Source organism: Paraburkholderia sp. CNPSo 3274 (assembly GCF_024206475.1).
In the GTDB taxonomy this organism is placed as follows: Bacteria; Pseudomonadota; Gammaproteobacteria; order Burkholderiales; family Burkholderiaceae; genus Paraburkholderia.
On sequence record NZ_JAMBPR010000011.1, the window covers coordinates 87,042 to 105,160 of the forward strand.

Annotated in this window: 19 protein-coding genes and 2 pseudogenes; 13 read left to right on the forward strand and 8 right to left on the reverse strand. The window is 61.5% G+C overall.

What is annotated here, in order from left to right; translation table 11 throughout:
* Positions 1 to 112 precede the first annotated feature (112 nt).
* Together M3I54_RS09775 and M3I54_RS09780 are read right to left on the reverse strand one after the other, a co-directional pair.
* Complete coding sequence (locus tag M3I54_RS09775; protein ID WP_254335163.1) at positions 113 to 1,318, reverse strand: porin; 1,206 nt, start codon at positions 1,316 to 1,318, stop codon at positions 113 to 115.
* Positions 1,319 to 1,485: 167 nt separating this feature from the next.
* Entirely contained in the window at positions 1,486 to 2,589 is a 1,104-nt protein-coding gene (locus M3I54_RS09780) for a M14 family metallopeptidase (RefSeq protein WP_254335164.1), read from the reverse strand.
* Positions 2,590 to 2,767: 178 nt separating this feature from the next.
* On the opposite strand from M3I54_RS09780, the gene M3I54_RS09785 reads away from it, so the two are divergent.
* Entirely contained in the window at positions 2,768 to 3,607 is an 840-nt protein-coding gene (locus tag M3I54_RS09785; RefSeq protein WP_254335165.1) for a LysR substrate-binding domain-containing protein, read from the forward strand.
* A 42-nt stretch (positions 3,608 to 3,649) separates the two neighbouring features.
* On the opposite strand, the gene M3I54_RS09790 is transcribed toward M3I54_RS09785, so the two are convergent.
* A complete protein-coding gene (locus tag M3I54_RS09790) occupies positions 3,650 to 3,871 on the reverse strand; it encodes a hypothetical protein (protein WP_254335166.1) in 222 nt (73 codons plus the stop codon).
* 119 nt (positions 3,872 to 3,990) lie between these two features.
* Between M3I54_RS09790 and M3I54_RS09795 the strand changes: the two genes are divergently transcribed.
* Positions 3,991 to 4,227, forward strand: coding sequence for a hypothetical protein (locus M3I54_RS09795; protein ID WP_254335168.1), 237 nt, complete (start codon positions 3,991 to 3,993; stop codon positions 4,225 to 4,227).
* 154 nt (positions 4,228 to 4,381) lie between these two features.
* On the opposite strand, the gene M3I54_RS09800 is transcribed toward M3I54_RS09795, so the two are convergent.
* Positions 4,382 to 5,656 (reverse strand): NRAMP family divalent metal transporter, encoded by a 1,275-nt coding sequence (locus tag M3I54_RS09800; protein WP_254335170.1) that lies wholly within the window; start codon positions 5,654 to 5,656, stop codon positions 4,382 to 4,384.
* A 349-nt stretch (positions 5,657 to 6,005) separates the two neighbouring features.
* Between M3I54_RS09800 and M3I54_RS09805 the strand changes: the two genes are divergently transcribed.
* The 6 genes and pseudogenes from M3I54_RS09805 to M3I54_RS09830 all read left to right on the forward strand — a co-directional run.
* A complete protein-coding gene (locus M3I54_RS09805) occupies positions 6,006 to 7,904 on the forward strand; it encodes a potassium transporter Kup (RefSeq protein ID WP_254335172.1) in 1,899 nt (632 codons plus the stop codon).
* Between the two features lie 38 nt (positions 7,905 to 7,942).
* Positions 7,943 to 8,497: pseudogene (locus M3I54_RS09810) on the forward strand (sugar O-acetyltransferase); the annotation flags it as partial.
* A 151-nt stretch (positions 8,498 to 8,648) separates the two neighbouring features.
* A complete protein-coding gene (locus tag M3I54_RS09815) occupies positions 8,649 to 9,458 on the forward strand; it encodes a class I SAM-dependent methyltransferase (protein WP_254335176.1) in 810 nt (269 codons plus the stop codon).
* Positions 9,459 to 9,509: 51 nt separating this feature from the next.
* Positions 9,510 to 10,883: an LLM class flavin-dependent oxidoreductase gene (locus M3I54_RS09820; protein ID WP_254335178.1), complete on the forward strand. Its 1,374-nt coding sequence runs from the start codon at positions 9,510 to 9,512 to the stop codon at positions 10,881 to 10,883.
* Between the two features lie 207 nt (positions 10,884 to 11,090).
* The gene (locus M3I54_RS09825; protein WP_254335180.1) at positions 11,091 to 11,702 is read left to right on the forward strand and encodes a DMT family transporter; all 612 of its coding nucleotides are present in this window, start codon (positions 11,091 to 11,093) and stop codon (positions 11,700 to 11,702) included.
* Positions 11,672 to 11,908 (forward strand): annotated as a pseudogene (locus M3I54_RS09830) (EamA family transporter); the annotation flags it as partial. The gene M3I54_RS09825 and the pseudogene M3I54_RS09830, both read left to right, overlap by 31 nt.
* Here the strand turns inward: M3I54_RS09830 and M3I54_RS09835 are convergent.
* Positions 11,854 to 12,885, reverse strand: coding sequence for an alpha/beta fold hydrolase (locus M3I54_RS09835; RefSeq protein WP_254335182.1), 1,032 nt, complete (start codon positions 12,883 to 12,885; stop codon positions 11,854 to 11,856). The pseudogene M3I54_RS09830 and the gene M3I54_RS09835 sit on opposite strands and share 55 nt — an antisense overlap.
* Before the next feature lie 95 nt (positions 12,886 to 12,980).
* Between M3I54_RS09835 and M3I54_RS09840 the strand changes: the two genes are divergently transcribed.
* From M3I54_RS09840 to M3I54_RS09850, 3 genes are all read left to right on the forward strand, one after another.
* A complete protein-coding gene (locus M3I54_RS09840; RefSeq protein WP_254335184.1) occupies positions 12,981 to 13,901 on the forward strand; it encodes a LysR substrate-binding domain-containing protein in 921 nt (306 codons plus the stop codon).
* Between the two features lie 112 nt (positions 13,902 to 14,013).
* Entirely contained in the window at positions 14,014 to 15,243 is a 1,230-nt protein-coding gene (locus M3I54_RS09845; RefSeq protein ID WP_254335186.1) for an MFS transporter, read from the forward strand.
* Positions 15,240 to 15,380: a hypothetical protein gene (locus M3I54_RS09850; protein ID WP_254335188.1), complete on the forward strand. Its 141-nt coding sequence runs from the start codon at positions 15,240 to 15,242 to the stop codon at positions 15,378 to 15,380. Before M3I54_RS09845 ends, M3I54_RS09850 begins: the two co-directional genes overlap by 4 nt.
* 19 nt (positions 15,381 to 15,399) lie before the next feature.
* Here the strand turns inward: M3I54_RS09850 and M3I54_RS09855 are convergent, their stop codons facing one another.
* Entirely contained in the window at positions 15,400 to 15,930 is a 531-nt protein-coding gene (locus M3I54_RS09855) for an isochorismatase family protein (RefSeq protein WP_254335293.1), read from the reverse strand.
* Positions 15,931 to 16,052: 122 nt separating this feature from the next.
* On the opposite strand from M3I54_RS09855, the gene M3I54_RS09860 reads away from it, so the two are divergent.
* Together M3I54_RS09860 and M3I54_RS09865 are read left to right on the forward strand one after the other, a co-directional pair.
* Positions 16,053 to 16,319 carry a hypothetical protein gene (locus tag M3I54_RS09860; protein WP_254335190.1) on the forward strand — a complete coding sequence of 89 codons (267 nt, stop codon included), beginning with the start codon at positions 16,053 to 16,055 and terminating at the stop codon, positions 16,317 to 16,319.
* A gap of 428 nt (positions 16,320 to 16,747) precedes the next feature.
* Positions 16,748 to 16,921: a hypothetical protein gene (locus M3I54_RS09865; RefSeq protein ID WP_169739108.1), complete on the forward strand. Its 174-nt coding sequence runs from the start codon at positions 16,748 to 16,750 to the stop codon at positions 16,919 to 16,921.
* Positions 16,922 to 16,998: 77 nt separating this feature from the next.
* Here the strand turns inward: M3I54_RS09865 and M3I54_RS09870 are convergent, their stop codons facing one another.
* Both M3I54_RS09870 and M3I54_RS09875 read right to left on the reverse strand, forming a co-directional pair.
* On the reverse strand, positions 16,999 to 17,622 hold the full coding sequence (locus M3I54_RS09870; protein WP_254335296.1) for an ABC transporter ATP-binding protein: 624 nt from the start codon (positions 17,620 to 17,622) through the stop codon (positions 16,999 to 17,001).
* 11 nt (positions 17,623 to 17,633) lie between these two features.
* Positions 17,634 to 17,861, reverse strand: coding sequence for a hypothetical protein (locus M3I54_RS09875; protein ID WP_254335307.1), 228 nt, complete (start codon positions 17,859 to 17,861; stop codon positions 17,634 to 17,636).
* Between the last annotated feature and the right edge of the window lie 258 nt (positions 17,862 to 18,119).

Consider the following 18,119-nt stretch of genomic DNA (forward strand, 5'->3'; position numbering starts at 1 on the left):
CCACGCCTTGCGTACGGCCTTGGCCAACGCCGCGGCAGCGCCGACAATAACGGCGAGCTTTTGAATACCCATGGTCATGTTGCTCCATTTTGATTGTTGGGCGTTGCCCGGATCAGAAGGTCGTGCGAATGCCGACGTTGGCGCCGACCGTCGTGCCCGGCGGCAGGCCGAGGCCTTCGGCAGCCAACCCGAGGCCTTGCAGCCCTCCCACTCCACTACCGCCGCTCTCGACGGAAAGACCCGAACCCAGGCACACACCGTTGTGCGCGCACGTGTTGTTGACGAGACCGACCTGCGCATATAGCGCCGTGCGCTTCGAGAGGAAGAACTGTGAGCCGATCGCGCCCATCACCGAGTGCCCCCCGGAGTTCACGCGGTCCTGCTGGTAATACACGCCAGCATTCAGATCGAGGTACGGCAGCGGGAAATAGTCGAAGCCGCCGCTATAGATGTTCACACTGGTATTGGTCGAATACATCAGTGCCGGGTTCACCGACACCGGCACACTGTTCGCCCTGAAGTTGGCGAACGCGGCCTTGGCAATCAGCCCGCCGAATTTGTAGCTCATCCCCGCGGTATAAGCGCGGACGTTGATCGGATAGAGTTCTCCAATGCTCGCGAGTGCACTATCGGCTGCGTTATTGGCGCTGATGTACGCCGCCGCGGCGAGGAACGTGCCGTTGGTGTACCTCGCGCTGACCGACCACGCGCGGCCGGTCTGGAAGGAGCCCGCGACACCCCCCAGTGCGAACAGGCCCGCCGCCTGGAACCCGCCTATGTCGGGTGACGTATAAGACACCGCATTGGGCATGAAGACGGCGGCGATCAGGCTGTTTTCGCTGACCGGAGTGAGAATGCTGCCGAATTCGCCAGCACCGCGCGGATCGAGTGCGTAAATGATGTTGAAGAACGGCGAGATCTGCAGGCCGGCCATGACCGTACCAAAGCCGCCCGACAATCCGACCTCGGCGATACGGTTGAACAGCCCATTATTGCCGCCCGGGTTATCGAAACCGCCGTTGGCGAGATTGATACCGCTTTCGAGCTTGAATTCCGCCTTGACGCCGCCGCCCAGATCTTCTTTCCCTGTCAAACCCCACAACGAAGGCGAGTAGCCCGCGTTGGTGAGCTGGAACACGTGGCCAGTCCCCGTGCCACCGTTGAATTCCGGAGTCGAATGACTCAGATACATCATGCCGACATCGGCGATACCGTACAGCGTCACGCTCCCGTCCGCATACGCCGCGCTTGCCACACAGAGTGCCGCGGCGGCCACCCCTGCCTTGAGTGGCCATTTCCATTGCTGCGCCATCTTCATGAGTCTCCTGCCTTTAGATATGGTTTTTAAAATAGTTATTCGCCGTCTTGCCGATGACTAATCCGGAATATTAATTTCGGATTCCGTAACATTTATCATTTAAGCTTCGTTAGAGACCGGCGTTTCATGTGCCCGCTGTGCTTTCTGAATGAAACCTGGAATCGTCTCTAAACGGTTACGTCCGAATCATCTTCGGCAAGCCCAGCGACGGCCTGCCGGGCCACGACACGCATCTGCCCGATAATCAGCCCCTTCCATGCGTCGTTGTCGCAGTAGAACGCGTCCTTCAGGTTTTGCCGGATCTGCGCGGCGGCGGCGGCCCCGGTTTCCGGGTGACGGTGGAGCCAGTGATCGGCGCGGAGTGCCTGCAACACGTGCAAGGGTTCGTAAGTCCCGAATTCGAGGCCTAGCGTCGTCTTTTCGACGCCCGGGAATTCGTCGCAGGAAAACGTGATGATCGGGCCTTGTACGTCGGCCGAAATCGAACCCGGTTCATGGATCGGCTTCACGTCGTTGCCCCACCAATGGCGCGCTCGCTCCAGTTCGGAGCGATCTGTGCTCATGAAAATCTTTTCACCGTGACCATACGGGCCCAGTCCCGTGTGGAGATCGATCCACGCCAACCGGCGATAGCCGCTCGCGTGCGCGCGCAGAATCGAGTGAACGGTCTGCGTGCTCCAACTCGCTAGCGCACCGCCGTAGAACATCCCGTCCGGCACCGCGTACTGTCCCTTCGACACCGTATTGCGCAACGCCTCTTCGCCATGCGTCTGGATGTAAGCGCCGAGGGCGGCCTGGTTGGCCGCGTCGGGCGGCCAAACCTCGGGCAGCAGCAATGAGTCGAGTTCCATGTAACTGGGATTCGAATCGGCCAACGTCGCATAGTCCGCGCTATTGCGATTCAGATCGACGTTGTCTTCGTTCACCCGGCGCAGATGAGCGAATCCGTAGGGGTTGACGCCGTGAATCATCAGTAGGGCGACGCCGCGCCGTTTCGCCTCGGCGAGGAAGGCCGCATCCTCGAGCAATCCGACCTGGCAACCCGATCCACAGAAACCCTCGACCCCATGGGTGCCCGACGTGACGATGAGCACCGCACGAGCGCCGGCAGGCGCGTGGATCGCGAGATCGATCGACAGGCTGCCGCCATCGGGACCAAGTGCCGTGGGGTGCACGATCTGCTTCAGTTCGAACCCGCCAGCGCGCGCTGCCTCCGTGAATCTCGCGCGCGCCTGCGCATAGGAAGCCGAGAAATATTTTTTTATTACCATGCGGTGACCCCGATGAGATGCACGCGAGGCGTGCGTTCGGTCACAATGATCATGACTAACGCACCGGCGCACAAGGCAATAAAAAAACGGCCTTGATAACGCTTTTTTATCCCATGGGGCAGAATGAAACTTCGTCAATTGCGGGTATTCCTGAGTGTCGCCGAGCAGGGCAGCTTGCATGGCGCCGCGCGCGCTGCGTTTGACGCAACCCGCCGTCACGGTCACGATCCGCGAGCTGGAAAGGACGCTAGGCGTGCCGCTCGTCGTGCGTTCGGTCAACGGCGTCGCGCTCACCGAATATGGCGTCGTATTTCAGCGCCGCGCACGCATGCTGGTCAACGACGTGCAGCACATTCATGAAGAACTGTCGACCATGCTCAATGGCGCGGGCGGCGAGGTCGCCGTGTCCGTCTCGTCGGCCGTTGCCTGTGCTTTGCTGCCCCAAGCGTTTGGGCAGTTTCGCGCGCAGAATCCCGATACGTCGGTGACCGTTCGCGAATTGGCGCTGCCTGCCGCACTCCACGCACTGCGTGACGGCGACACCGATTTTGCGGTCATCACGGCTGTCGCGGACACGCAATGGCCCGATTTCGTCGAGCGGCGAAAAATCATGTCGATGCCGCTGCTGGTCGTGGCACGCCATGGCCATCCCCTCGCGCAGGCACGCTCGATGTCGATGCTGCATACCGCGGAATGGCTCCTGCCTTGCGAGCCCGGCGACCAAATCGACAAGGGGTTCAGCGCCTACTTCCATTCGCTGGGTCTGTCCGCACCCAGCAGGATCATGCGCTGCCAGGCATTGGCGCCGTCCGTCGCCTTGATCGCGAAGACCGATGTGATTTGCGTGGCCACGTTGCCGACGTTCCAGCTCGAGATGAAGCGCCGCAGGATCCGTGAGCTGAAGATCCACGAGTCGTTTCCCGACATGGACGTCTACGTCGTGCAAAGGCGGGAGCGCCCGCTCATCTCGGCGGCCTCGCGCTTTCTCTGCTGCATCGAGGAAGCGGCGATGCAGTGAAACGCTTGTACTTATACTGGATACCTAACTATATTTACCGCATCACAGCGCCTCTTCACCTACGGGAGGAAATACATTCCAGTAACCGTCGTCGTGCTGAAAGAAGAACAGCGCGTGAAATCCCGTTGTCTGGCGCGTCTCCACGCACACATAGCGCGCCCTGCCCGAAGGCGTATGGCCAAACGCGGTGACGTGCACCGGCGTGGTGGGTGCGAGCCACTTTTCGACCTGATAACGCAGTGACTCCGTCTTCGTGCGTCTCATCGGGTCCTCCCAGAGGTCGGTTAGTTTTGCAGCCTTTTCGCCGGAAACCGCGAAAACGCCCTGCGCAAACCGGACGCGCTTGATGCAAGGCGCAAATCTTACCGCGTCGCATCAAGTGCATGAGAAAGCACTTTAACTATAGCCAGAAAAGCCTTTCACAACATCGATTTCAGCAAGATAGCAACAAAACAACAGAAACCCGGAAACGCGTGTTCGGCAGCATCGGGCGACGTTGGCTGATGCGCCGCACCAGGCTGTCGAATGAATCGAAACATACGCATGTGCAGGCAGGCGTGGTCTGGGCGTATCCTGATTCCACGGCAGCTAGCAACCGGGATCGTTTGACCGGCGATTGAAATGATGAGAAACGTGTACGTTGCGATTTATATTTTGTTGTTGATAGCCGTTGTCGTCGGTGTGGATGTCATTTTCCTCAAAAATCTGTTCTGGCTAAGGCTGGCCGTGAACATCGGCATTGTCCTGGTGTTTGCCGCCGTCTACTTCGCATTATTAAAGAATCTGTAAGCCAGGGATCGCGGATGAAGGAGGCAGACCCTGCACCGCGCCCCAGACACCAACGGCACACACAACCGCCCCCACGAAAATAACGAGCCACAGATAAACCCCGCGAGGCCGATACCGTTGCGGCAGCGCGGTGAGACTAAGGGCGACGAGCAATCCCAACACGAGCGGCAACATCAACGTGTTGACCACTTGCGCCGCAACGTTCAGGGAAACGAGGTCGGGCGCGAGCCAGACAGCCCAGGCACTGCCTGCAACGGCCAGCACATACGCGCCGTAGAACCAGGGCGCGCGGTCGGGACGGTCCTCGAGCGATGCCCGATACCCGAACACATCGCCAAGCCCCCATGCCAGCGCGAGAGAACTCACGATGGCTGCCACCAAGGCCGCGCCGAGCACGCCCGCGCCAAATAGCAGGCGGCCTGCGAACGGGCCCGTAACAGCAACGAGTGCACTGCTGATTTCGCCGATGCTGTCGAGGGAGCGCGCCTCGCCATGCGCCGACAACGTCGCCGCCGCAGCGACGAGCACCGCTGCCGTCAGCAATTGCGTAAGGACGGCGCCGACCGCCGTCTCGACTCTGGCCGACGTGAAGTCATTTGCCGTGAGGCTATCTGCGACCGCCGCCTGCTGATAGAACACCATCCATGGATTGAACGTCGCGCCAATGAGCGCCGCCGCCAGATAGCCGGCTTCACGGCCGCCTGCTGCCAGGTGAGTCATTTGCGGGACCATCACCAGGAGTTTGTGGCGCGCACTCCATGCGACGGCGAAAAACGTCAGGGCGAATGCACCGATGGCAATGGCGATCCGGTCTACGCGCTTGTGCGAGCCCGTGAGCACGATGCCTGTCAACAGGACGACGGCGAGCGGCAGCGTGACGGAACGCGATACGCCATACATTTCCCCCACGCCGGCAACGCCAGTGAACTCCGTCACCAGCGACCCCAGTACGGCCACGACCAGTCCCGCTGCGGCCAGCGCCGCCCAAACCGGTCCGAAGCGCGAGCGGATGAGTTCGCCATAACCGCGCCCGGTGAATATGCCAAGGCGCACGGTCAGTTCCTGAACCATGTAGAGCAGCGGGACAAGCGCAAGCAGCACGGGCAAGAGCCGCAGCCCCGTTTGCGCGCCAGCCTGCGCGGCCGTCACGACGTTTCCGGCGTCGCAGTCGGCAAGCATCACGAGCAGCCCTGGGCCCCATAGGGCGAGCCGGCGCAGTCCTCGCGAAATGGTTTCCTTGAGCGTCGAGAGACGGGTCATGCGTTCTGAAAGGATGCGCCTGTAGTATCTGTCGAGCGATTGTAGCGTGCGAGTCAGGACCCGCTGTGCCTCCGCGCCTTCGACCACACTTTTGGGAATACAACATGACGACGACATGGCTCCTTCTGGGTTGCGGCTTTGGTGGGGGCCTTCTGATTGCAATCTGGGGGACATGGAGTCTCAGGCAACCCGACGCCCAAGAAAATCGGGCGAACGTTGCAGACGAGGCGCCTGCCTCCGGAACGCAGCCTTCATGAGGCCGCGTTACCCCCATCAGCCGCGAGACCAGGCCTGACGTTTGCGCTCCGCAGCCCGTCCCGAGGGACGTTGAATTTCATTTTCCTTACCCATGGCCTCTATATCCGCGCGTTCATCCAGTCAAACTACAGACGTTCCCCCCGCCCTGATTCTGGGCGCCATAGGCGTCGTTTTCGGCGACATCGGAACCAGCCCGCTCTACACATTGCGCGAATGCCTGAAAGCCGCCGGCGGAATTAGCCAGACCAACGTATTCGGGATCGTGTCGCTGATCCTCTGGTCGATCATCATTGTCGTGACGCTCAAGTACGTAAGCTTCGTCATGCGTGCGGACAATGACGGCGAAGGTGGCATTCTGGCGCTCACGGCATTGGCCGCTCGCGTGGCGCCCGTGCGTCTGCGCACCGTGCTTCTGACGCTCGGCGTGTTCGGCGCCGCGATGTTTTATGGCGACTCGATGATCACGCCATCGATTTCGGTCATCTCGGCAGTGGAAGGCGTCGAACTCGTGGATCCTCATCTGGCCACGTGGGTCGTGCCGATCTCACTCGTTATCCTGACCGGCCTGTTCAAGCTTCAAAAACACGGCACGGCCACGGTCGGAAAAGTCTTTGGACCGGTCATGATTGTCTGGTTCCTGACTCTCGCCGTACTCGGCGTTTCTCATATCGCACGCAACCCCGGCATTTTGCGAGGCGCATTACCGTCTTACGCCTTGAGCTTCGTTGCGCACGCACCCGGTACGGCGTTCGTCGTCCTCGGCTCCGTGTTCCTCGCGTTGACGGGGGGCGAAGCGCTCTATGCTGACATGGGGCACTTCGGCAAGACACCCATCCGGCTCGCGTGGCTGCTGCTCGTCCTGCCAAGCCTCATTCTCAACTACTTTGGCCAGGCCGCGCTCGTGCTTTCGACGCCTTCGGCGCTCACGCAGCCATTCTTCTCCCAGGCGCCGGGTTGGGCACTGCTTCCGTTGGTGCTGCTGGCCACGGCGGCGACGATCATCGCTTCGCAGGCCGTCATTTCCGGCGCGTTTTCCATGACGAAGCAGGCTGTCCAGCTTGGGTTGCTGCCCCGCATCCCCGTCATCCATACTTCAACACACGAAGTCGGCCAGGTCTACGTACCGTTCATCAACATATCGCTCTATGCGGCGGTCGTATTCCTCGTCGTGTTCTTCCGGTCTTCCGATAACCTTGCGGCCGCTTATGGCATTGCCGTCGCCTCGACGATGCTGCTCACGACGCTGCTCATGTACTTCATCACCCACTGCCTGTGGAACTGGAAACCAGTCGCAACGCTGGCAGTGATCGGGCCGCTGGCCGTCGTGGATGCGATATTCGTCGCGAGCAATGCGGGCAAGATCCTCGATGGCGGATGGTTTCCGCTACTGGCAGGCGGCGTGCTGTTCACCATCATGACGACATGGCATCGCGGGCGGGAAATGGTCGTCGAGCGCGTGAAAAGCGACAACCTGCCGCTTCCGGCATTCATTCACTCGTTGTGCGATGGATCGCACCCGCCTCCCCGCGTGGGCGGAACGGCGGTGTTTCCGGGCGGTGTGCCCGGCATGACGCCGAGCGCGTTCATGCACAATCTCAAGCACAACGGCGTGATGCACGAGACCAATATCTTTTTGGCCGGCACAACCGAGAACGTTCCGCACGTACCCGAAAGCGACAAAGTCTCGGTTAGCGATCTTGGGCACGGATGTTACGCGGTCGCGGCGCGCCATGGCTTCATGGAAATGCCCAACGTGCCGGCACTGCTTCTGCTCGTGCAGAAACAGATACCCACATGGCAGTACGAGCCCGCAGCAACGTCGTTCTTCCTGGCCCGCGACACGATCCTCGCAACGGCACAGAGCAAAGGCATGTCGTTATGGCGCGAGAAGCTTTTCGCGTTCATGGCGCGCAACGCGGCGCAAGCGGCCGAGTACTACAGCCTGCCCGCGAACCGGGTTGTCGAGATGGGTGGACAGATCAACCTCTAAGGCACACGATCCGGCGTATCACTGGAGCAAAACGACGCATGGCGAATGACGATCGCACCACGATGGTTCCCAGGCGAACGCCGGAATCCGCGGCGATGACCGCAAACCTCAAACGAGCGATGGCGATCACCGCCACGATCAACCGGTTGACCTTCGACGATGCCGATGAAGTCCGGGCCTTGTTCAGTGAACTCATCGGCAAGAAGGTCGACGACAGCTTTCTATTGATACCGCCGTTCTACACGACCGGCGGTGTCGAGATCCGCGTCGGGCGCAATGTCTTCGTCAACCAGAATTGCACGTTCTATGACCTGGGCGGCCTCGACATTGCCGACGACGTGATGATCGGCCCGAACGTCAGCCTCATCACGTCCGGCCACCCCATCGAACCTTCCCGACGGCGCGACGGCGTCATCGCAAAGCCCATCGTGATTGAGAGGAACGTCTGGATCGCCGCCGGCGCGACCATCATCGGCGGCGTAACAGTCGGCGAGAACTCGGTGGTGGCGGCGGGATCGGTGGTCACCAAAGACGTTCCCCCGAATACGCTTGTCGGTGGCAATCCGGCACGCGTCATTCGTTCGATTGCGGAGCAAGGAACTGCCCCCCAGCTTGAAAAATCCGCAGTAGCGGCGGAATCGTCAAGAATGCACTCGCGCAACTATGAATAGCTCAATTGCTTGTTTGCGGTGAGCATACCGATCGGCAAGAATGGCCCTGCCAAACTTTGGTCAGGATCACGATATGTCGAACACCCCCAGCCTTCAACTCGATTCCGCCACGCTCGTCGAAGAATACGACCGGCTTGGCATTCGCCAGTTTCATCACGGTCTGCAACTGCTCGACGTGCTCGGCTTGCACGAAGGTGAACGTGTGCTCGACGTGGGTTGCGGCACGGGCCGCCTCACCGAATCGGCGGCGCAGCGCGTGGGCGCACACGGTGAAGTGCTCGGGCTCGATCCGTTGCCGCTGCGCGTGCAACGCGCGCTCGAACGCGCGCAGGGCCGATTCGCCGCGCGCGTTGGCCGCGCCGAAGCGCTGGAAGCGGTGCCCGATGCGCATTACGACGTGGTGTATCTCAACAGCGTGATTCACTGGATCCCCGATCAGGCTCAGGCGCTGCGCGAAGCGTGGCGCGTGCTCAAGCCAGGTGGCCGGATCGGCTTCACGACCATGCCAGAAGAAGCGCCACACGACCTGCATGTCGTGCTGCATGCGCTATTTGCTGGCGAGCCCGAATGGCAGCGCGCTGGTATCGGTGCGCCGAACAAGCTCACGCGAGAGCGCTCGGCAGCCCTGCTCCAGGGCGCCGGCTTCGCCGTGACGCACAACGAGATTCGCACCTTCGGCGACACCTTCGACAACGTCGACGACGTGCTCGCCTTCAGCCGGTCCAGTTCCTTCGGCAATTTCCTCTCCTCGCTCACGCCCGAGGACATTGCGCGCGTGCGCGCACGGCTCGCGAGCGCGCTCGAACCGCATCGCAGCGCGCGCGGCTATGCACTCACGCGGCGCATGATCATCGCCACGGCGCACAAGCCGCTGGCGCATTGAATCCTCACATTCCATTGCGTAGCGAACGTCAACCACAATCGAGGAGCACGCATGAGCCCAGCACCACGACGTCAGGGACAATTGAGCCTCGGCGCCTTCCTGATGGAGACGGGACACCATATCGCCGCGTGGCGTCACCCCGACGCACACGCGGCTGGCGGCCTCGATTTCGCGCACTACGCCGAGTTGGCGCAAACGGCCGAGCGCGCCAAATTCGACACCATTTTTTTCGCCGATAGCGTGAGCGTGCGCGACACGCATGTGCCTTCGCTCTCGCGCACCGCCCGCGCCGATCATTTCGAGCCGATCACGCTACTCTCCGCGCTATCGGTGGTCACGAAGCACATCGGGCTCATCGCCACGGTGTCGACGTCATTCAACGAGCCCTATAACGTGGCCCGCAAGTTCGCCTCGCTCGACTATCTGAGCGGCGGCCGCTCGGGCTGGAATCTCGTGACATCGAGCACCGAAACCGAAGCGCACAACTTCAGCCTCGACAAGCATCTCGATCACGCCGTGCGCTACGAGCGCGCGAAAGAGTTCTACGACGTGGCCATCGGGCTTTGGGACAGCTGGGAGGACGACGCCTTCATTCGCGACAAGGCGAGCGGCATCTACTTCGACCCGGAGAAGCTACACACGCTGGACTATCGCGGCAAGCACTTCAAGGTGCGCGGTCCGCTCAACGTCGCGCGTTCGCCGCAAGGCTGGCCCGTTGTGGTGCAGGCGGGCGCTTCGGAAGCCGGCAGGGAGCTCGCGGCGCAAACCGCAGAAGTGATTTTCGTCGCGCATCAAACGCTCGATGAAGCGAAGCAGTTCTATCGCGACGTGAAAGGGCGGCTCGCGCGTTACGGCCGCCGCCCCGAGCATCTCAAGATCATGCCGGGCATTTTCCCCGTGATCGGCCGGACTCAGGAAGAAGCGCAGGAGAAGTTCGACGCGTTGCAGGCGCTGATCCATCCGAGCGTGGGACTCCAACTGCTCTCGAACATGTCGGGCGGCCTCGACCTCTCGCAGTATCCCGTGGATGGCCCCGTGCCCGACCTGCCGGAAACCAACGGCGGCAAGAGCCGACAACGCTTGCTGCTCGATCTCGCGCGGCGCGACAACCTCACGATACGCGATCTTTATCTGCGCATTGCGGGGGCGCGCGGGCATCAACAGGTGATCGGCACGCCGCAAAGCATTGCCGACCAGCTTCAGCAATGGTACGAGGAAGAAGGCGCCGACGGCTTCAATATCATGTCGCCGTGGCTGCCTGGTGGCCTCAACGAATTCGTGCAGTACGTGGTGCCCGAATTGCAGCGACGCGGACTCTTTCGCACGGAATATACGGGGCGCACGTTGCGCGAGCATCTTGGCTTGCCTCGTCCCGCGAACCGCTTCGCCACGCAGCAGGAAGACGCATTGAGCGTCGCTTCCTGATTCTGTTCATCGACACGCAACGCCCGGGCGTTGCGTGTCGTTCAGCGATCAAACGATCCCATCGCTCTCCTCGCAGCGTCGACAATCCACATTTCATTCCAGGCCGAAATATTCGTATCGAAGATGCCCGCATACTCTCGGTACGCGCGCTACCCTTGGCGCGTGGCCCCGTAATCTCACCTCGATCCGCGCAATCCATCGACCAGCATGCAAGCCACGACTGAGAGCAAATCGACCGGTCTCGACCTGCTTTCGCTCCTCGCACTTTCAACCCTTTGGGGAGCGTCGTATACGTTCATTAGAGTCGGCGTGGCGACCATCCCGCCGCTCACGCTCATCGCCGCGAGGACGTTGATCGCCGGAACGCTCCTTCTGCTCTGGATGCTGTGGCAGCGCATTCCCATACCGCGAGACCCGGCCGTGTGGCGGCGCTTCGCCGTGCAGGCGCTGCTCAATAGCGTGATTCCCTTTACCTTGATCGCGTGGGCCGAGCGTTCGGTGGAAGCCGGTCTGGCGACCATCCTCAATTCGACTTCACCTGTCATGGCGTTCCTCGGAACGTGGCTGATTACCCGCCACGAACGCGTCACCATGCGCAAGCTGTTCGGCATCGCCGCGGGCCTGGCCGGTATATGCCTCGTGGTTGGCGTGAGCGCATTCGAAGGACTCGGCAGGCAACTCGTTGCGCAACTGGCGATCGTCGCCGCGACGATTTGCTACGCCGGCGTGCGATCTACGGTCGATCGTTCAAGGGACTCGCGCCAGTCGCTCCCGCTGCGGGATCGCTCATGGTGGGCGCAATCCTGCTGGTCCCCGTGAGCCTGATCGTTGACCGCCCGTGGACGCTTCATCCGTCATTGCGATCGATGACAGCGCTGATCGCGCTCGCCGTTTTTTCCACGGCGATCGCGTTCGTCATTTACTTCCGGCTCGTCCAGACGCTCGGCTCGATTGGCACTACCGCGCAGGCCTATTTGCGCGTGCCAATCGGCGTGGCGATAGGCATTGCGTGGCTCGGTGAATCGCTCTCGACCTCGGCGTGGCTGGGACTCGGGTGCGTAGTTGCCGGCGTCGTCGCAATGACGCTGCCATCGGCCAGCCAATGCCGCGCGAGCGGCCACAGGCTGCGCTCGAATCGCGAGTGAAAAAACGCGAAGTGTCCGATGCTCCGCTCGCCAATTGAGGCGGGTGCTATGCGTACATGTGTCGAGTGGCTCTGTGTGAAATAACGCAGCGTGCGTTCGATCGCCCGGATCGTGCCAAACGGATCATCGGGGAAGCTGACTGCAAGAATGGGCGCATGCATTTTGCCAAAGCGAGCGACGATGTCCGCGCGCTGCGCCGGCGTGCGCGCGAGCGACCCTTTGCTGAGCGTGTCTTCAAAGCGGGCGCGGCCCCGGCTCCAGATGTACACGACGCCGCGCGGCGTGTCCTCCATCCATCCGAACCACGATGCGGGGAAATACCCCATCAGGCCGGTTAAAACCGGCATCACGACATGCCATTTCCAGAGCATGAGCGGCATGCTGCGCGGCGCGTAATCGCGCCAATACGCGTACTGCGTACCGACGGTGAAGACGCGGCGAATGAGATGATTCGACGGCGCGAGCCCGATCAGGAAGCCGCCAATGCTATGCCCCACGACGTCGATCGGCTGCCCGGGGAACATGATTCGTGCGTAGCGCAGCACCGCTTCGAAATCGCGTTCGCCCCATTCCAGCCAGCTCGCATCGAGCGTTGCGAGCGTAACGGGCTGCGAAGCGCCAATGCCACGGTAGTCGTAGACCAGCACGTCGAAACCCTGCTGGTGCAGCCATGCGCCAAAGCGGAAATAGTAGTGGCAGCGCACCGACGTGGCCGAATTGACGATGACCGCCGGACGCGACTCGTCCGCGTTCAGCACGGCGTGACGACGCCACACATAAGCGCGAAGCGTAAAGTCATCGGCGGCTGTGATGGCGACGGCGAGAGGACACGCCTCGCCTGGATCGGCTGAATGCATGAACGTGCTCCATGAAGAAACCGGAGTGCCGATTTCACTTGACCTTGCCCGCCGGTTCAATCAATCTTTGCGCAGCTTTCGCATGAGGAAAACGCATGTCGGTATCGCTCGTGAAACTCCCTCCTCTGGATCTCATTCGCGGTTTCGTTGCGGTGGGCCGGCGCATGAGCATCACGCTCGCCGCCGACGACCTGTGCGTGACGCAATCCGCGGTGAGCCGCCAGATCGCCGCGCTTGAAGAGGCGCTAGGCGTGCGCCTCTTCAACCGTGGCTATCGTTCGATCTCGCTCACACCGGAGGGCGAGCGCCTGCTGCGCGTTGCGGACAGCGCGGTGCAGCAGATGCAGGAGATCGTCGGCGCGCTGGCCGCGCCGCAGACGCGCCAGCCGGTGACGATCACCGCCAGCATCGGCATTGCCGGCTTGTGGCTGCTGCCGCGTATCGGTGAGTTGCAACGCCTGCTTCCCGATATCGATCTGCGCCTTGCGACCTCCGAGAAGGTGCTCGATCTGCGCGCCGAAGGCATCGATCTCGCTTTGCGCTACGCGCCGGCCCGTATCGCTCCGGAGGCTGCGAATCGCGCGGTGCATCTGTACGACGAATACGTATTGCCGGTCGCGCATCCGTCGTTGAATGTGAAGAAGCTCGACGCGGCCACGCTCGCGCGCCACGCGCTGCTCGAATTCGACGGCGTGCGCCGCCCGATGCTTCGCTGGGCGGATCATCTGGGCCCGCGCGGGCTCGACAGCGCGGCTCTTCGCGGCGTGCTGCGTTTCAACCAGTACGATCAGGTCATTCAGGCCGCCATTGCCGGCCGCGGTATCGCACTCGGGCGCCTCGCCCTCGTCCAGCCGCTGCTTGCCGACGGAAGGCTCGCCGCCGTCGGCAACATGCACGCCGAGGGCCCGACTGGCTATGCCTACTGGCTCCATCAAGCCGACGAAGCGCCGCGCGACGACGTACGCGCCGTCATCGACTGGATCGTCGAACAGGCTCGCCAAAGCCAAATCGCATGAGCATTACGCATGCGAAGCATGCCTGAAACTCGCTTGAGCCCACTCGCCTCCCTACGCTCTACTAGGCGCAACGCTGCGCAACAGTGAATCACCCAGTGCGAGGAGGTGAACGATGACCGGAATGGACGATGCATGGCGCCGCCGCTGGCTGCTCGTGATCGCCGGTGGCGTGGTGATGGGGGCGGCGCTCGGCGTGCGCAACGTGCAAGGGCTTTTTCTGTTGCCCGTCACGCTCGATCGCGGGTGGTCGCGCGAGACGTTCGGCCTCGCGCTCGCGCTGCAAAACCTGCTGTGGGGCATTGCACAGCCACTCACGGGCATGATCTCCGACCGCTTCGGCTCCGCGCGCGTGATCTTCGCGGGCGCGCTGCTCTACGCGCTCGGCCTGACCATGATGGCACTGAGCGCGACACCTGCCGTCTACACGTTTGGCGTGGGCGTGGTGCTCGGCGTTGCATTGTCCGGAACGGCGTTCGGTGCGGTCTATGGTGCGCTCTCCCGGCTCTTTGCAGCCGATCAGCGTAGCTGGGCGCTGAGCGTGGCGGGCATGTTCGGCGGCCTTGGCCAGTTCTGCGTCGTGCCGCTCACACAAGGGATGATCGGCAGATTCGGCTGGGTCACCGCGATTCTCGTGCTCGCCGCCGTGATGCTTGCAAGCGCGCCGCTCGCGGCGTGGCTGCGCGATCGTCCGGTGGAGCGCGGCGGCGCGATCGATACGCACGACACACTACGCGGTGCGATTGGAAAGGCGTTTGCGCATCGCGGGTTCTGGCTGCTCAATCTGGGATTTCTGTCGTGCGGCTTCCAGCTTGCGTTCATCGGCGCGCACCTGCCGGCGTATTTGCTCGACAAAGGCATGAGTGCGCGCGAAGCGAGTCTGGCGCTCGCGCTGATCGCGCTGGCCAACACGGCGGGCACGTTTCTATGCGGTTACGCGGGGGGATTTCTGCGCCGCAAGTATCTGCTCTCGGGGATCTACTTCGCACGGGCGGGCGTAATGGCGCTGTTCCTCGCCTTGCCTCTCTCGCCCCTCACGCTTTATGTGTTCGCGTTCGCGATGGGATTCATGTGGCTCGGCACCGTGCCGCTGACGAGCGGGATCGTCTCGCAGATGTTCGGCGTGCGCTATATCTCGACGCTATTCGGCTTCGTGTTTCTCGGGCATCAGATCGGGAGTTTCTTTGGCGTCTGGCTGGGCGGCGTGGTGTTCGACGCGACGCATAGCTACGGCCTGCTCTGGCAGGGCTCGATTGCGCTCGGCATCATCGCTGGGTTGATGCATCTGCCGATCGACGACGAGCGGGTCGTGCAGCACGCCATGATCGCGGGCCAGCCTTCGTGAGCGAGGCGTTGGCCGTGCGCATCATGCAGGCCATGCTGGCCATTTCGTTCGTAGCGCTTATTGTCTGGACGTTGGTCGAGTATCTCGCGCCGCCGACGATGCTTGCCTTGCTCGCTGGCGCTGCGTTTTGCCGATGATCGCACTGCTTGTGGCCGCTTACTTGATCAACTGCAGTATGTCGCGGAATCGCGGGTGCTGGCTCGAGCGCAGCCATTCGAATGCCACCATCTCGACCGTCGCCACTTCGGCGCCCGCCTTGTTCAGCCGCGCAATGGCCGCCTCTTTGTCGACGGCTTTGCGCGAACCCATCGCATCGATAACGAGAGTGACCGATAGGCCGCGATGCAGCAAACCGATCGCCGTTTGCAGTACGCAGACATGCGCCTCGCATCCCGCGACGATGGCTCGGGTTCGCCCTTCAGGCAGCGCTTCAAACAGACCATCGACGGTAGCGTCGAAATGGTGCTTCGCAACAGTCATCGAGCACAGATCTTTTATTTCCTGCGCGTTTTCGCCGAGTGCGCCCGGATTCTGTTCTGTCCCGATGACCGGAACATCGAGACCTCGAGCAATCCGCCCGAGCCTGAGGGCTTGCGCGGTAACGGATGCGCCGTCGTGAATCGCGGGCATCAGTCTCGTTTGCAAGTCGATCAGAACTACGATCGATTCGGAAAGGCTATGCAGCATCACGAATCCTTTTCGCAGATTGCAGTGCGCAAAAGTGGCACCTGTCAGGGATATTACTAAGTATGCGACAAATGGTCGCCATGCGACTCTATGTCCCAATGCCATTCCCCATGGAGCCAGGCATGCAAGCAGAGACGCTAAAGAAAGCAAGAGCCGCCACTTTTCTCACCCGGTCGGCGCTGTGTCTGATGCTGTTGCCAGTTGCCTGTCTTGTCTGGGCGCTCCAGGCGTATCCGCCACAAGAAGCGATTTGGGTTTGCTTCTCGCTGGCAATCTATATCTGGCCATTCGCCGGAGTCCTGTTTGTGATCTCGGCGGGATTCCACGTCGGCACCCACGGTCGCCGACTCGAAAAGGACGCCGGATTCCGCGAGGCGCATGGGCACTAACTAGCCCGCGCGCCGTTCTGCCAGACGATCTGCTGTCGTTGCTCGAATAGAAGCCTGATGGAAACAACAGACTTCCGAGGCGCGGCTGGCCGTTTGTCAGGACTGCCGATATGCGTGGTTAGCAAACCTTATCGGCACATCAGCCTCCGCCGCCAGCGCGGGGCGCAACAACGTACGCAGTGACGGCGCGGGTGACGCGGCGTCTTGCGCGTGCTCAGCTACCGCGTGTGCACCCCGCACATTCAATTCCGTTCGGCATCCTCAAAAAAAGTGTCCATTCGTCGGCCTCAGATGCGCCGCGCGCCATGGCGACGTCAGGCGCGCAATGTGCTTCGACACAATGTACCTGGTGAAAGGCTCGTTGATCGCTCTTTCGCCAAAGGTGTCGTATGCAATGCACCCAGGCCGTAATCACGAGGAGAAGAACGATGACCCTGCTCATCTATCTGATCGGATGGATCATTTTTATCGGCGGCGTGGCGTGGGCATTGATGGCGCTACATGTTGCGCTGCACATCATCGAGATCGTGGCGGTGATACTGCTCGGCGTCGCGGTGATCACGGGCGCCACGCGCGCGCGCAATCGCGACCGCTCGACTTAGCCATAGACGGGCAGCCCGACCGGCAGACCACTACGCGCGACAGATCGAGTCACGGCTGTGTGCAATTGGGCTGCGTCTCATACGGCCATACCAAGATCGGCAAAACTGGTGACTTTTGCCTCACAAGCTCGCGCAAGCTGCAAGTCGTGACTCGAAAAAAAGACCGCACTGTCTTTGGCCAGATTCTTGAATAGCTCGATGAGAACAGCGCGCGCGGCGGCGTCCAGTCCGTTGCCCGGTTCGTCCGCGATGATGACGGCGGGCTCGCCCAGCGTGGTCGCCGTCAGGAATATTTTCTTGCGGGTGCCGAGCGACATCTGCTCGAAGCGCTTCTCGAGGTGCGGCGCGAGGCCGAAGCGGTGCGCAAGATCGAGCGTGCGCGTATCGAGGGTTGTCTTCTTTGTCGACGCCACGAGTTCGAGAAACGCCCGACCCGTTTGGAACGGATACGCCATGCAGTCGTCGGGCACGTAGGCCAGCGCGGATTTCGCCTTGAGCGGATCGGCGCGCAGCGAATGACCGTCGAGCCATACCTCCCCCTCGTCTGCGTCGATCGCTCCGGCGAGGATGCCGAGCAACGTGGACTTGCCACTGCCGTTTTCATCGCATAGGGCCACGCATCCAGCGCCGCAAGCGTCATGCAGTCCCTGGAAGATAACGCGCTCGCCATAGCGTTTGCTGAGGTTTTCGAATCGAAGCATGGTGGAGTCGATCAAGTGAACAATTGCCAGACGACAGCGACCCAGACAGCGGCCGACATCGTGCCGAGCAAGACGGATTGTCGGGGCGCATAACGTTGCGGGAGATACAGCAAGGCAAGCAGCGGCGCGCCCGACCACAAGAGCGCCGCTGCCGACCACAACGGCAAAACGCCGTGTGCGACCAGCAGCAGCGGCGCAACGCATGCGAACGGCAGCGCCAGCGCGGCGACAGTCAGCATATCGGCTCGAGGCTGCGCCGCCGCTGCAATCGGCAGCGATCGCATAAAGCGCTCGGCGCGAAGGTGCGTCGGCACTCATGCACCTGGTATTTAAAATAACCGACAACTTACTTTCATATTTATTTCATAACGAGCCTTCAGCTTTTTATTCAGCGACTATGGCGGGATCTAAATGCAATGTTATATCATTTCATTTAGATCCCGAGGCAAGCCGAAACTTTGTGAGGAGCGCCCGGAAACAATAACTCTTCCCTACCG

Bases quoted from the DNA above. Each gene is read 5' to 3' on its own strand.
- M3I54_RS09775 (WP_254335163.1), bottom strand. From the start codon at position 1,318: ATGAAGATGGCGCAGCAATGGAAATGGCCACTCAAGGCAGGGGTGGCC.
- M3I54_RS09780 (WP_254335164.1), bottom strand. From the start codon at position 2,589: ATGGTAATAAAAAAATATTTCTCGGCTTCCTATGCGCAGGCGCGCGCG.
- M3I54_RS09785 (WP_254335165.1), top strand. From the start codon at position 2,768: ATGGCGCCGCGCGCGCTGCGTTTGACGCAACCCGCCGTCACGGTCACG.
- M3I54_RS09790 (WP_254335166.1), bottom strand. From the start codon at position 3,871: ATGAGACGCACGAAGACGGAGTCACTGCGTTATCAGGTCGAAAAGTGG.
- M3I54_RS09795 (WP_254335168.1), top strand. From the start codon at position 3,991: ATGAGAAAGCACTTTAACTATAGCCAGAAAAGCCTTTCACAACATCGA.
- M3I54_RS09800 (WP_254335170.1), bottom strand. From the start codon at position 5,656: ATGACCCGTCTCTCGACGCTCAAGGAAACCATTTCGCGAGGACTGCGC.
- M3I54_RS09805 (WP_254335172.1), top strand. From the start codon at position 6,006: ATGGCCTCTATATCCGCGCGTTCATCCAGTCAAACTACAGACGTTCCC.
- M3I54_RS09815 (WP_254335176.1), top strand. From the start codon at position 8,649: ATGTCGAACACCCCCAGCCTTCAACTCGATTCCGCCACGCTCGTCGAA.
- M3I54_RS09820 (WP_254335178.1), top strand. From the start codon at position 9,510: ATGAGCCCAGCACCACGACGTCAGGGACAATTGAGCCTCGGCGCCTTC.
- M3I54_RS09825 (WP_254335180.1), top strand. From the start codon at position 11,091: ATGCAAGCCACGACTGAGAGCAAATCGACCGGTCTCGACCTGCTTTCG.
- M3I54_RS09835 (WP_254335182.1), bottom strand. From the start codon at position 12,885: ATGCATTCAGCCGATCCAGGCGAGGCGTGTCCTCTCGCCGTCGCCATC.
- M3I54_RS09840 (WP_254335184.1), top strand. From the start codon at position 12,981: ATGTCGGTATCGCTCGTGAAACTCCCTCCTCTGGATCTCATTCGCGGT.
- M3I54_RS09845 (WP_254335186.1), top strand. From the start codon at position 14,014: ATGACCGGAATGGACGATGCATGGCGCCGCCGCTGGCTGCTCGTGATC.
- M3I54_RS09855 (WP_254335293.1), bottom strand. From the start codon at position 15,930: ATGCTGCATAGCCTTTCCGAATCGATCGTAGTTCTGATCGACTTGCAA.
- M3I54_RS09860 (WP_254335190.1), top strand. From the start codon at position 16,053: ATGCAAGCAGAGACGCTAAAGAAAGCAAGAGCCGCCACTTTTCTCACC.
- M3I54_RS09865 (WP_169739108.1), top strand. From the start codon at position 16,748: ATGACCCTGCTCATCTATCTGATCGGATGGATCATTTTTATCGGCGGC.
- M3I54_RS09870 (WP_254335296.1), bottom strand. From the start codon at position 17,622: ATGCTTCGATTCGAAAACCTCAGCAAACGCTATGGCGAGCGCGTTATC.
- M3I54_RS09875 (WP_254335307.1), bottom strand. From the start codon at position 17,861: ATGCTGACTGTCGCCGCGCTGGCGCTGCCGTTCGCATGCGTTGCGCCG.